Here is a 13,009-nt window from a genome sequence, read left to right on the forward strand (position 1 = left end):
TAGCCGACATCTTCTTATTATCGTTATGCCGGAAGTTTCGAACGGTGCGGCGCGGCAGGTTTGTCAAACACCCGCCCCTCGTCTTATGCCCGGTCAAATCGGCAAAATCAAATCAAACTTAATTACGTTCCTGCGTTTACGGGCTTTGGCATAAACGCAGGGAAAATGCTTTGCAGAGTGCGTTTTTAATATAAAATCTCGTTTTAACAATACCATCCGTCCCATACGGCCTGTTTGTACAGGTTTCTGCCGAAACGGATGTTCGGGATTATAGATGAAAACGCACGCAATAAGCAAAGATTCAGTCAGCCTGATTACCGTCGCCGAGCACGAAGCCGGCCAACGCCTTGACAACTATCTGATAAAAATCCTCAAAGGCGTACCCAAAAGCCATATCCACCGCATTATCCGCGCCGGCGAAGTGCGCCTGAACAAAAAACGCTGCAAACCCGACAGCCGCATCCAGACAGGCGACTTGCTTCGCATCCCGCCCGTGCGCACCGCCGAAAAGCAAAGGTCGTCTGAAAACCGCGCCCAAGCCGTACCCGCGCGCGAATTTACCATCATCTACGAAGACGACGCGTTACTCGTCATCGACAAACCAGCAGGCACCGCCGTCCACGGCGGCAGCGGCGTGAGCTTCGGCGTCATCGAACAAATCCGCCGCGCCCGCCCCGAAGCCCGCTATCTCGAACTCGTCCACCGCCTCGACAAAGACACCAGCGGCCTCCTGATGATCGCCAAAAAACGCAGCGCGCTTATCAAACTGCACGAAGCCATCCGCAACGACCACCCTAAAAAAATCTACCTCGCGCTGGGCGTAGGCAAACTGCCGAACGACAGCTTCCACGTCAAACTGCCCCTGTTCAAATACACCGGCGCACAAGGCGAAAAAATGGTGCGCGTCAGCGAAGACGGCCAATCCGCGCACACCATCTTTCGCGTGCTCAACCGCTTTTCAGACGACCTCCTGCACCAAGTCGGTCTCTCGCACCTCACCCTCGTGCAAGCCACCCTAAAAACCGGCCGCACCCACCAAATCCGCGTCCACCTCCAATCGCAGCAATGCCCCATCGTCGGCGACGAACGCTACGGCGACTACCAAGCCAACAAACGCCTCCAGAAACTCGGTTTGAGACGAATGTTCCTCCACGCCGCCGAGCTGCACCTCGACCACCCGCTGACAGGCGAAAAACTCATCTTAAAAGCCCCGCTGCCGCAAGACTTGGCACAATTTGTCCTGATGCTGGAAAACGCAGGAAAGGTCGTCTGAAACCCGTAGCGTGGGCTTTGCCCACGACACGAGTGCAAAGACAACAGACAAATCCGGATTGTCAGACAACAAGTTTCGTGGGCAAAGCCCACGCTACAACTCCACTGCCCTGAGAACCTAATCCCTTAATAACCCCACGCCTTTCAGACGACCTTTTTTTCCGCTACCATAACGCCCGACACAACACGGACAAACACCATGACCCCGACACAGCAACTCCAAGCAGGCATACAGGCATTAGGTTTGGACCTATCCGCAGAACAGCAAACCCATCTGCTCGCCTATACCGACCTGCTCAAAAAGTGGAACAAGACCTACAACCTCACCGCCCTGCGCGACGAAGCGCAAATGGTCAGCCACCACCTGCTCGACAGCCTGACCCTGCTCCCCTACCTCCAAGGTGCGCACACCATGCTGGATGTCGGCTCCGGCGGCGGACAGCCCGGCATTCCCACTGCCATCTGCCGTCCCGACCTCAACATCACCCTTCTGGACGCCAACACCAAAAAAACCGCCTTCCTACAACAAGCTGTCATCGAACTCGGACTCGCCAACGTCCGCGTCGTCAGCGGCCGCGTCGAAGCCGTTCAAGACTTCCAAGCCGACATCATCACCAGCCGCGCCTTCGCCGAACTCGCCGACTTCGTCAACTGGACGGCACATCTGCTGAAAGACGGCGGCCGCTGGGTCGCCATGAAAGGCGTGTACCCCGAAGAAGAAATCGCCAAACTTCCCGACACCGTCGCCGTCGAACGCGTCGAAGCCCTCCACGTCCCCGGTTTGGATGCAGAACGGCATATGGTGGTTTTGAAAAAAGTTTGAGCCTTCCGAACATTGAGTCTGAATATTGAAGAAGATCGTCTGAAAACCCGAAACAGGCATTTCAGACGACCTTTGTATGTATGCGGAAGCATAAGCGTAGGCATTTTGCCATTTCAGTCCGCCATAAAAAACCGCCCTACTTGCAGGGCGGTTTTTTGATTTACCAAATATCGGATTTGATTTTGCGTTTCAAACCCGGATGTTCGGAAAGTTTGAAGACGGGGTCTTTGCCCATTTTCAGTTTCGACGTGTAGTCCCTCAACAGCAGGAAGGCAAGCGGAGAGAGGAGTAAGATGGCGACCAGGTTAATCCATGCCATCGTACCCATCGCCATATCCGCCATATCCCAAACCAGCGGCACGTTGGCGACTGCGCCGAAATATACCCAGCCCAATACCATCATACGGAACAAGGCGGTCAGCAGCCAATGGCTTTTGATGAACTGCACGTTTGATTCGGCATAGGCATAGTTGCCGATGACGGTAGAGAAGGCAAACATAAACAGAATGATTGCCAAGAAATCCGCGCCCCATGCGCCGACCTGGCTGACAATCGCAGCTTGGGTCAACTCTGCGCCGCTCAAATCACCGTAAGGTTGTTGGTAAACCAAAACGATAAACGCCGTGCAGGAACACACAATAATCGTATCGACGAATACACCCAACATCTGAATCATACCTTGGGAAACAGGATGTTTGACTTCGGCGGCTGCGGCAGCGTTAGGCGCAGAACCTTGACCTGCTTCGTTAGAATACAGACCGCGTTTAATACCGATCATCATGGTTTGCGAAATCAAACCGCCGAGCAGGCCGCCACCGGCAGCCTCAAATTTGAACGCGCTGCTAAAAATCTGACCGAAAACATGCGGAATCAGGCTAATGTTAGTAATGATGATGTAGAGCGCCATCAGCAGATATAAAGTTGCCATCAGCGGGACAAGCATTTCGGCGAAGCGGGAAACGCGGCGGATACCGCCGAAAATAATCGGTGCAGTCATGATGACCAATGCGACGCCGACCGCATGTTCGTCCCAGCCCCACGCAGCTTTGGCGGTTACGGCGATGGTGTTGGTTTGAACGGCTTCATAAACGAATCCGAAGCAGAAAATCAAGCTCAATGCAAATACGATGCCCAACCATTTCTGACCCAAACCTTGAGTAATATAGTAAGCAGGACCGCCGCGGAAATGATGGTTGTCGTAATCGCGGATTTTGAACAACTGCGCCAGCGAAGATTCGACAAACGCCGAGCTCATGCCGATTAATGCGGTAATCCACATCCAGAATACTGCACCCGGACCGCCGACGCTGATGGCAATCGCCACGCCCGCGATGTTGCCCACGCCTACGCGGCTGGCAAGTCCGGTAACGAAAGCCTGAAACGGCGTAATACCGTGCGGATCATCGCCTTGTTTGCGGCCGCCGAGCATTTCTTTGATACTGCGTCCGAGCAGGCGGAATTGTACGAAACCGGTGGCAAGTGTGAAGAACAGACCTGCACCCAACAATACATACACCAGCCCTGTCCACATCGGATCGTTGATTTTCTGAACCCATTGGTGCAGCAATTCGGTAAAGTTATCCATAAAAAGCCTTTCTAGATACGGCTCTCCGAAGGGATAATCCTGTCAAAGTGCCGCAAAGCTGTTTTCAGACGACATTGGGACAACACCCAACGCCAAAACGCGCTATTCTAGCAGACTGTTGACAAACTGAAAAAACTTTACAGTTTCAGTATTGGCATAATCTTGATAAATATCATAGAGTTTCCTTGCATTACACGACACAGGCTCCGATTTGGGCAAGCAAAAAAGGTCGTCTGAAAGCATATTGCAGCTTTCAGACGGCCTTGCTGTTTTACGGTCCATAAAAAACGGCATGGCAAAAGCCATACCGTTGTAGGAAATATATTGTCGACTAAGCTTTCCGATATGGGTTTTCCACACCTTCAATCAAGGCTTGCAGGTATTCGCGCAACTGTTTTTCACTGCAGCCCATCAGAAGCGCGTCTTCAAATGCGTCTTGTGCTGTTTGATAAAGCTCGGTCATGTTTTCCGTCATGACTTTCACTTTTTCAGTGCAGGATACGATTTGCCCGTCGTCGTCGTACCATTTTGGCATTTCAGGCATACTCACGTTGTTGCTTTCCTAAACTTAATTGAGAAAACGGGACGGATCGTTTTTCTTCACGCGGCGTGCAAAGGCGTATTTGGCGTTCCAGTATTTGTTGCTGAGGCTAGTGATTTCAATGCGTTTGCCGGTACGCGGAGCGTGGATGAAACGATCGTTGCCGATGTAGAGTCCGACATGGGAAATCCTGCCGCGTCCCATCGTGCGGAAAAATACCATATCGCCCGGCTGTAATTCGCCGCGGGATATGCCGACGCCCATTTTTGCCTGTTCGGCGGAGGTACGGGGGAGGTTCAGCCCCATTGAGCGTCTGAAGATATGCTGCATAAAGCCGCTGCAATCGAAACCTGTGGATGCTGATGTGCCGCCGTAACGGTAGGCAACACCCAAAAGCCCCATCGCGCTGCCGATGAGTTCGTCGGCACTGTCTGAACTTCTCGATGCACGGACGGGTACTGCCGAAGCTGAAGGAATGGAATGTACAACGGGAGTTGCCGCGCGCGCGGGTTGGAAATTTATCTGCGGAGCCTGTGCGGGGACAGGCTGTTTTGCATCTTCAAATTGGTTTAAAACCTGCTGCCTGTTTTTGACGAACGAATCGAGATCGTCGGCGCTTGCAAAATGAATGCCGGACAGCATACAGGCCGAAACCAATAGTGCCGCCAGCCTGGATAAGGCTTTCATGTTTGACTGATTCCATTTTCAGACGACCTGTCTGCCGCCTGCTATTATGTTATTCTGTATCTGAGATATGCAGGCGATTGTATATAAAAAACAGGATGTTTGGCAAAAAAGCGTCTGTTATATTGCGTTAAAGCGTTGTTTATAAAAAAATTTGCAAAGATACTCAACCGATGATGATACCCACTCTGCTCGCTATGCGCGACTTTTCCAGAATGCGCGAAATTATTACCGTACTGACGAAATACGGCTTGGGCGGCTTTGTTCAGCGTATCCGTTTGGGCGCGGCGGGCGGAGACGAAGTGCATCCCGACAGCCGTTATATGAGTACGCCGCGACGCTTTCGCAAAGCGTTTGAAGAGTTGGGTCCGACCTTCGTCAAACTCGGTCAGGTATTGTCCACGCGGGTCGATATTTTCGGGGCGGAGTGGATTGAAGAGTTCGAACAACTGCAAAGCAACGTCGCGCCGATACCGTCGTCTGAAATCTATACTTTGGTCGAAGCCTATTTGGGCAAACCCGTTTCCGAAGTGTTCCGCAGCATAGACCCGAAACCCGCAGGCAGCGCGTCGGTGGCTCAGGTACACCGCGCCGAACTTTTAGACGGAACTGCCGTCGCCGTCAAAGTCAAACGCCCCGACATCGAGCCGGTCATTCAGGCGGATCTGCGGATTTTGAACCACCTCGCCAGACTGATGGAATCCGAAATCCCCGAAGTGCGCCGTTACCAGCCCGTATTGATGGTCGCCTATTTTGCCAAGAGTCTGGCGAAAGAAACCGATTTATCGGTGGAGCTGCGTTATATGCAGCGCTTCGGCCAGACCTTTTCAGACGACCCCTTGGTCCGCATCCCCGCCGTCTATCCCGACATTTCCAACCGGCACATCCTCGTACAAGACTACATCGGCGGCACGCTCCTGAAAGACGCCGACCTCGACACCATGCCCCACTCCTTGCGCAGCGGACTTGCCGGACGGATTACCGACACCCTCTTCACCATGATGCTGCGGCAAGGTTTTTTCCATGCCGACCCCCATCCGGGCAACATCTTCATCAACGACAACGGCGGCATCACCTTCATCGACTTCGGGCTGGTCGGACACCTCGGCAACACCCGCCGCCGCGAAATCCTCAACCTTATCAACGCTCTGACCAAAAACGACGCGCTGCTCATCCAATACGTCCTCAGCGACTGGGCGCAGGGCGATTTGCCCGACGAAAACCTGCTCGGCGCCGATGTTTTGGAAATGCTGCTCAACTACGAACACACGCCCATCCGCGACCTGCGCGTCAGCCAAGTCATCAACGACATCACTTCCATCATGCGCCGCCACGGGCTGACCCTGCCCGGCGACCTCGTGATGCTCTTCAAAACCCTCATCACCCTCGAAGGCGTCGTCAAACGGCTCGACGGCAGTATCGAACTGCTCGAACGCGCCAAACCCATCACCGAAGCCGCCGTCAAAGAACAAGCCTCCGCCGCCCACATCGCCCGCAACGCCAAAACGCAACTGCGCACCCTATTTCAAATGGCGGAGTCGCTGCCACAAGACTTCTTCAGGCTGACCAGAATGCTGCAAAAAGGCAAATTCGGCATCACCCTAGACCTCAAGCAGTCAGACCGCATCAGCCATCAAATCGACAGCGCCGCCAACCGCCTGACCATGGGCATCGTCACCGCCGCCCTCATTATCGGTTCGTCCATCGTCATGAGTATAGACACCGGCCCCAAGTTTATCGGCTTCGTCGGCTACCTTATCGCCTTCGCCAACAGCCTGTGGATTATCTGGTCGGTGTGGCGGTCGGGGAAACACTAGCCGCACGTTTGCTCAAATCGAGACCTTTGCAAAAAAGCCCTTTCCCCGACAGCCGAAACCCAAACACAGGTTTTCGGCTGTTTCTGCCACTAATTGCTCCTGATTTTACCCAAATACCCCCTTAATCCTCCCCGGATACCTGATAATCAGGCATCCGGGCCGCCTTTTAGGCGGCAACAGGCACACTTAGCCTGTTAGCCGCTTTCAACAGGTTCAAACACATCGCCTTCAGATGGCTTTGCGCACTCACTTTAATCAGCCCAAAATAGGCTGCCCGGGCGTAGCGGAATTTACGGTGCAGCGTACCGAAGCTTTGTTCGACCACATAACGGGTCTTCGACAAATATCGGTTACGTTTGGTTTGCACTTCCGTCAGCGGACGGTTGCGGTGGGCTTTGCGCATAATGCCGTCCAGCAACCGATGGTCTTTCAGATGTTGCCGGTTTTCCGCACTGTCGTAGCCTTTGTCGGCATAGACGGTTGTGTCTTTGGCTATTCCTTCCAGCAAAGGCAACAGGTGGTTACACTCATGGGTATTGGCGGGGGTGATGTGCAGTTTCTCGATATAGCCTTCCTCATCGGTACGGGTATGTTGTTTGTAACCGAGTCTGTAGAGGCCGTTTTTCTTTGTCCAACGGGCATCTTTGTCCTTACTCGGTGTGGTTTGGCCGCTGACTTGTCCTTCTTCATCGACTTCTATAGCCTGACGCTGTTTGCTGCCGGCAGTTTGAATAATGGTGGCGTCAATGACGGCGGCGGATGCTTTCTCTACTTTTAGGTTTTTTTCGGTCAGTTGGCAGTTAATCAGTTCCAGCAATTCGGACAGGGTGTCGTCTTGCGCCAGCCAGTTGCGGTAGCGGCATAAGGTGCTGTAATCGGGGATGCTCAGTTCGTCAAAGCGGCAAAACAGGTTGAAATCGATGCGGATGATGAGGCTGTGTTCGAGTTCGGGATCGGAGAGGCTGTGCCATTGTCCGAGCAGGACGGCTTTGAACATGGACAACAGGGAATAGGCGGGACGGCCGCGGTGGTCTCGGAGGTAACGGGTTCTTTGACGATTCAGGTACTGTTCGACCGGCTGCCAATCAATCACTTGATCCAACTTCAATAGTGGGAAGCGGTCGATGTGTTTGGCAATCATGGCTTGTGCGGTTTGCCGGAAGAAGGTGCTCATGAGAAATCCCCTAAATGTCTTGGTGGGAATTTAGGGGATTTTGGGGAATTTTGCAAAGGTCTCAAATCATCAATCAGTTCAAAAACAAAAAGGTCGTCTGAAAACCAAGGGCGCAGGTTTCGCCAAAACGTTTTCAGACGACCTTGATTTCCCTGCGGACGCAACCATATAGCCGTCAACCCGTCATCCAGATATAACAGAGGAATTTATGCCGCAAACCCAAATCAACCACGCCGACATCCGCACCCGCTTCATCTTCGACGATATGCCCGTTCGCGGCCTGCACGTCCGCCTTGAAAACGTATGGAAACACATCGTCGGACAAAAACACTATCCCCCCGCCATCCGCCGTGCCTTAGGCGAACTCCTTGCCACAGGCGCGCTCCTGTCCGGCAACCTCAAAACCGACGGCACGCTCATCGTCCAAGTTCAAGGGCAAGGTCGTCTGAAAATGCTCGTTGTCGAAGCTACTTCCGACCAAACCGTCCGCGCCACCGCACGTTGGGACGAAACCGCCGACATCAACGACGACGAAAGCCTGACCGACCTTCTCGGCAGCAACAGCGTCTTCGTCCTTACCCTTCAGCCCAAAGACGCAGAACCTTGGCAGGGGGTCGTCCCGCTCGAAGGCGGCAGCATCGCCCAAATGCTTATCAACTACACCAAACGCTCCGAACAGCTCGATACCCAAATCGTCCTTGCATCATCAGACGATGCCTGCGGCGGACTCTTGGTGCAACGCCTGCCTGAGACAGAACCTGACGCGGCATCATGGGAACATGTCAGCACGCTGGTTCAAACCCTGACTCCCGAAGAACTGACCGGGCTGGACGCACAACACGCTCTCTACCGTCTCTTCCACGAAACCCCTCCGCGTGTCTTCGATCCCGAAAATATCGAATTCGCCTGCACCTGTTCGCGCGGAAAAGTCAGCGATATGCTGCTTATGCTGGGTGGCGAAGAAGTCGGCGGCGTGGTCGCAGAACAAGGCAGCATCCAAATCGACTGCGACTTCTGCCATGCCAAATACGTCTTCGACGAAACCGATGTCAACGCCCTCTTCGGTGCCGATGTCGTCAACGCCGTCCTAGACGAAGCCAAGCGTCTGCAATAAACATCAACGCTTAATATTAATTAAGCAAAGGTCGTCTGAAACCGATTTTAGGTTTCAGACGACCTTTCATTTTTTATCGGTGCGGGTTTTAGAAGAAACAAGCCCGTAACGTGTGTTTCCCATAAGTCCGAACCTTATCGCCTGCTTTAAAATCAAAGGCAAACGGATACAAAAAAGGTCGTCTGAAACGGCATATTAGGCTTCAGACGACCTTTTATTTCAAATCTTCAAAAGATTAGATTATTTTTTGTTCAAAGAGTCGCGGATTTCGCGCAACAGCAATACTTCTTCGCTAGGCTCTGCAGGTGCTTCTTCAACAGGCGCTTCGGCTTTTTTCATGGAGTTCAATGCTTTGATAACGGCAAAAATCGCAGCAGCAATGATCAGGAAGCTGATAACGGAGTTGATGAACAGGCCGAGGTTCAGGGTAACAGCACCGGCTGCCTGGGCTGCTGCCAAGCTGGCATAACCGCCTTCCGGATCAGCTTGCGCGCCGTCTTTCAGGGTAATGAACAGGTTGGAGAAGTCAACGCCGCCGATCAACAGACCGATAGGGGGCATGATTACGTCGTCAACCAAAGATTTAACGATGCCGCTGAACGCAGTACCGACGACCATACCGACTGCCAAGTCTATAACGTTGCCGCGCATAATAAACTGTTTGAATTCTGAAGCAATAGACATAAATGTCCTCCTGTATGTTTGTGGATAATAGAGTGAAATTTTTAAAAAAGCGCATCCGAAGCGACGGACGGACTTTTCCAAACCGGCAGGCATGGTATCGTGTTATTCGTTAAACAAATTTTATAAAAGTTAAAATTTGTTTTTATGACAAAATTCCCGAAATATGCCGCCTTTTATATGAAAAAAGAACCGTCTGAAATCGGAGTGTAACTTTTTTACACCACTTATTCAGACGGATTTTTGCGTAATAAGTTGTCTTTTTCTACAAAATATTACAAATAATTACGCCTCTTCGTCGTTCAGGGCGTTGATGCTGTAACCGCCGTCAACGTAAGTGATTTCGCCGGTAATGCCTGAAGAAAGTTCGGAGAGCAGGAAGGCGGCGGTGTTGCCCACTTCATCGATGGTTACGTTGCGGCCGAGCGGGTTGTGGGAAGCGACGTGTCCCAAGAGTTTGCTGAAATCGGCAATGCCGGAAGCAGCGAGGGTTTTGATCGGACCGGCGGAAATGCCGTTGCAACGGATGCCTTCTTTGCCCAAGCAGGCGGCGGTAAAACGGATGCCTGCTTCAAGGCTGGCTTTCGCCATACCCATGACGTTGTAGTTGGGAATCGCACGAACCGCGCCCAAGTAGCTCAGGGCGACGATGGCGGAGTTCCTGCCGCGCATCATCGGACGGGCGGCTTTTGCCAATGCGGGCAGGCTGTATGCGGAAATTTCGTGTGCGGTGTTAAACGCTTCGCGGCTGATGCTATCGAGGAAGTCGCCGCTCAAGGCTTCTTTCGGTGCGAAGCCGATGGAGTGGACGAGGCCGTCCAAGCCGTCCCAATGTTTGCCCAAATCGACGAAAACTTGGTTGATTTCGTCGTCGCTGGCGACATCGCAGCGGAACACGAGTTCGGAACCCAATTCGGCGGCCATTTTGCGGACGCGCTCTTCCAGTTTGTCAACAACGTAGGTAAATGCCAAATCCGCGCCTTGTTCGCGGCAGGCTTTGGCAATGCCGTAAGCGATGGAGCGCTCGGAAATCATGCCGGTGATCAGGATTTTTTTACCTTGCAGAAAACCCATTTTTTGTCCTTTAAAGTGTGGTATTGCGGTTTGATGAAACTGGGCATTATAGCAAACTGGGGCGGTTTCGGTATAGAAAACAAGAGATAACCTGTCGTCCTGACGGAAAACGAAGGTCGTCTGAAACCTTTTCAGACGACCTTTGCACATCAAATCCCTTATAATGCTGCCCATTGTTTTCAACGGAAAAGGCTGTCTGAAATGACCCAAAACGCAAGCAACCTCTGCTGGCTCGATATGGAAATGACCGGGCTTGACCCCGAGCGCGAACGCATCATCGAAGTTGCCATGATTATTACCGACTCCGATTTGAACGTCTTGGCGCAGTCCGAAGTTTATGTCGTCCACCAAAGCAACGAACTGCTCGACGGCATGGACGCGTGGAACACCGCCACCCACGAGCGTACAGGATTGACCCGGCGCGTGCGTGAATCGCAACTCACCGAAGCGGAAGTGGAACAAAAACTGCTGGACTTTATCGCGCAATGGATTCCCGAAAAAGCCACGCCGATGTGCGGCAACTCCATCCATCAAGACCGCCGCTTTATGGTCAAATACATGCCGCGCCTCGAAGCGTATTTCCACTACCGCAATCTGGACGTGTCCACCCTGAAAGAACTCGCCAAACGTTGGAATCCGCCCGTTGCCAAAGGCGTGGTGAAACGCGGTTCGCATCAGGCTTTGGACGACATTCTCGAAAGCATCGAGGAAATGCGCTACTACCGCGAAAACTTCTTGAAACTGCCTTAAATCCTTGCCAATACAAGCAGCAATACAAAAAGGTCGTCTGAAAGCCTCAAATCCATTTGAACTGGACCCCAAATCTTGGACACTCATAAAAGCCTTTTCAGGCGCTCTGTGTAAGCTGGGTTCTGTATGCGACAGGACTCAGCTTTTTCAATTTCAAACTGCAACGCTCCCGGTTGTAGTAATCCATATAATCATCTATCTGTTTCATCAATTCGTCCACCGTCAATTCTCCTGCACGGTAGAAACACTCCGTCTTCAGCACCGCAAACTTCAGCACCGCAAAGAAGCTTTCCATCGGTGCATTGTCCCAACAGTTCGCCTTTCGCGACATGCTTTGCACCATGGAATGCTCCGCAAGCAATTCCCTATACCCCGCCGTACGGTACAGCACACCTTGGTCGGAATGCAGCATCGTTCCCTTATCAGTCAGACGGGGTGCGGCTTTTTCGAGCATTTCCTTCACCATTTCACTGTTAGCATTGCGGCTCATGGCGTAGGCGACGATTTCGCGGTTGAACAAGTCCAAGATTGGCGAGAGGTACAGTTTGCCGTCGCTCCCTTTGAGTTCGGTCACGTCGGTCAGCCATTTTTCGTTGGGCTTTCGGGCTTTGAACCGGCGTTTGAGGAGGTGTTCCGATATTTCGCCCATGGCGGGATGGCGGTAGGCTTTTTCGCCCGTATAAGGGCTTTCAGCCCCAACTGCTTCATCAACCTCGCTGCTTTTTTGCGGTTCCAATCCAATGCTGCGGCAATGCGCCTTTGCCCGTAGCGTCCTTTATGCCGTTCGTAGATTTCGGCGATAAGGGCTTTGTCGGCTGCATCGGGGTCGGGCCGGTCTTGGTGATGGTAGTAAAAGCTGCTTTTGGGCAGGTTTGCGATGTGCAGCAGGTATTTGAGCGGGTGTTGCGCCCTCAGTGCTTGGACGGTTTGGCTTTGTCCTTTGCGGTCTGCTTTTGGCTGAGGGCTTTCAACTCCTTTAGGTAGGCGACCTTTGCGCGCATATAGCACAACTCTTCGATAAGCTCTGCCTGTGTTTTTTCTTGGTCGGGTTTGTCGGCGATGAAGGGGTTTTTGCGGTGGTCGGTCATGGTTTTGGATTGGGGATGTTCGAGTGCGCCGATGCCGCCTTCCTGATAGGCGCGTATCCATCGCCGCAGGTGGGTTCGTGAGATGCCGTAATGGTCTGCGGTACGCTGTTGGCTGCGTATGTGCAGGTAGTGGAGTACGGCTTGGTATTTGAAGTGTAATGTATATTTGCTCATAAAAAAACTGCACCTTGTGAGTTGGAGGGGATGTGTCCAACTTTTGGGGTGCAGTTCAATTCTTTCAGACGACCTTTTTATATTTTGAAAGTCTGTGTAGCGCGCTTACGTCAGTCATACACCCTCCCGAAATCTACGCATCTCCTGCCAAATGCTACCGTATCAATGCGGCAAACCGACAAAAATACCGGTTCCAAATTTCAAGATTCTGAACAAACGCTGACACACAATT

At 52.4% G+C, this 13,009-nt stretch carries 14 protein-coding genes; 5 read left to right on the forward strand and 9 right to left on the reverse strand.

Annotated features, from left to right (window positions below; all coding sequences use genetic code 11):
• The first annotated feature begins 274 nt into the window (after positions 1-274).
• Positions 275-1,273 carry an RluA family pseudouridine synthase gene (locus J7445_RS09290; protein ID WP_209283017.1) on the forward strand — a complete coding sequence of 333 codons (999 nt, stop codon included), beginning with the start codon at positions 275-277 and terminating at the stop codon, positions 1,271-1,273.
• Between the two features lie 198 nt (positions 1,274-1,471).
• On the forward strand, positions 1,472-2,095 hold the full coding sequence (gene rsmG, locus J7445_RS09295) for a 16S rRNA (guanine(527)-N(7))-methyltransferase RsmG (RefSeq protein WP_019271022.1): 624 nt from the start codon (positions 1,472-1,474) through the stop codon (positions 2,093-2,095).
• A 160-nt stretch (positions 2,096-2,255) separates the two neighbouring features.
• Here the strand turns inward: rsmG and J7445_RS09300 are convergent, their stop codons facing one another.
• The 3 genes from J7445_RS09300 to J7445_RS09310 form a co-directional block, all read right to left on the reverse strand.
• A complete protein-coding gene (locus J7445_RS09300; RefSeq protein ID WP_019271021.1) occupies positions 2,256-3,680 on the reverse strand; it encodes an alanine/glycine:cation symporter family protein in 1,425 nt (474 codons plus the stop codon).
• A 331-nt stretch (positions 3,681-4,011) separates the two neighbouring features.
• A complete protein-coding gene (locus J7445_RS09305) occupies positions 4,012-4,230 on the reverse strand; it encodes a hypothetical protein (RefSeq protein WP_070859898.1) in 219 nt (72 codons plus the stop codon).
• Between the two features lie 18 nt (positions 4,231-4,248).
• On the reverse strand, positions 4,249-4,908 hold the full coding sequence (locus J7445_RS09310; protein ID WP_070859899.1) for a C40 family peptidase: 660 nt from the start codon (positions 4,906-4,908) through the stop codon (positions 4,249-4,251).
• Between the two features lie 170 nt (positions 4,909-5,078).
• Between J7445_RS09310 and J7445_RS09315 the strand changes: the two genes are divergently transcribed.
• Positions 5,079-6,722: an ABC1 kinase family protein gene (locus J7445_RS09315; protein ID WP_070859901.1), complete on the forward strand. Its 1,644-nt coding sequence runs from the start codon at positions 5,079-5,081 to the stop codon at positions 6,720-6,722.
• A gap of 166 nt (positions 6,723-6,888) precedes the next feature.
• On the opposite strand, the gene J7445_RS09320 is transcribed toward J7445_RS09315, so the two are convergent.
• Positions 6,889-7,896: an IS5 family transposase gene (locus J7445_RS09320; protein ID WP_209282970.1), complete on the reverse strand. Its 1,008-nt coding sequence runs from the start codon at positions 7,894-7,896 to the stop codon at positions 6,889-6,891.
• Between the two features lie 208 nt (positions 7,897-8,104).
• Between J7445_RS09320 and hslO the strand changes: the two genes are divergently transcribed.
• Positions 8,105-9,010 (forward strand): Hsp33 family molecular chaperone HslO, encoded by a 906-nt coding sequence (hslO, locus tag J7445_RS09325; protein WP_070859903.1) that lies wholly within the window; start codon positions 8,105-8,107, stop codon positions 9,008-9,010.
• A 240-nt stretch (positions 9,011-9,250) separates the two neighbouring features.
• On the opposite strand, the gene mscL is transcribed toward hslO, so the two are convergent.
• Positions 9,251-9,694 (reverse strand): large conductance mechanosensitive channel protein MscL, encoded by a 444-nt coding sequence (gene mscL / locus J7445_RS09330; RefSeq protein WP_070859905.1) that lies wholly within the window; start codon positions 9,692-9,694, stop codon positions 9,251-9,253.
• Between the two features lie 282 nt (positions 9,695-9,976).
• Positions 9,977-10,765: an enoyl-ACP reductase FabI gene (gene fabI, locus J7445_RS09335; protein WP_019271015.1), complete on the reverse strand. Its 789-nt coding sequence runs from the start codon at positions 10,763-10,765 to the stop codon at positions 9,977-9,979.
• Positions 10,766-10,966: 201 nt separating this feature from the next.
• Here fabI and orn point away from each other — a divergent pair, with 201 nt between their 5' ends.
• Positions 10,967-11,515: an oligoribonuclease gene (gene orn, locus J7445_RS09340; RefSeq protein WP_070859907.1), complete on the forward strand. Its 549-nt coding sequence runs from the start codon at positions 10,967-10,969 to the stop codon at positions 11,513-11,515.
• A gap of 97 nt (positions 11,516-11,612) precedes the next feature.
• Here the strand turns inward: orn and J7445_RS09345 are convergent, their stop codons facing one another.
• From J7445_RS09345 to J7445_RS09355, 3 genes are read right to left on the reverse strand one after another with little or no spacing between them, the layout of a single operon-like run.
• Complete coding sequence (locus J7445_RS09345; RefSeq protein WP_209283018.1) at positions 11,613-12,164, reverse strand: IS3 family transposase; 552 nt, start codon at positions 12,162-12,164, stop codon at positions 11,613-11,615.
• On the reverse strand, positions 12,095-12,523 hold the full coding sequence (locus tag J7445_RS09350; RefSeq protein ID WP_209283019.1) for an IS3 family transposase: 429 nt from the start codon (positions 12,521-12,523) through the stop codon (positions 12,095-12,097). Before J7445_RS09350 ends, J7445_RS09345 begins: the two co-directional genes overlap by 70 nt.
• Complete coding sequence (locus J7445_RS09355) at positions 12,427-12,777, reverse strand: helix-turn-helix domain-containing protein (RefSeq protein ID WP_240600356.1); 351 nt, start codon at positions 12,775-12,777, stop codon at positions 12,427-12,429. Before J7445_RS09355 ends, J7445_RS09350 begins: the two co-directional genes overlap by 97 nt.
• Positions 12,778-13,009: the final 232 nt, after the last annotated feature.

The sequence above is a fragment of the Neisseria sicca genome (assembly GCF_017753665.1).
GTDB classification, from domain to species: domain Bacteria; phylum Pseudomonadota; class Gammaproteobacteria; order Burkholderiales; family Neisseriaceae; genus Neisseria; species Neisseria flava.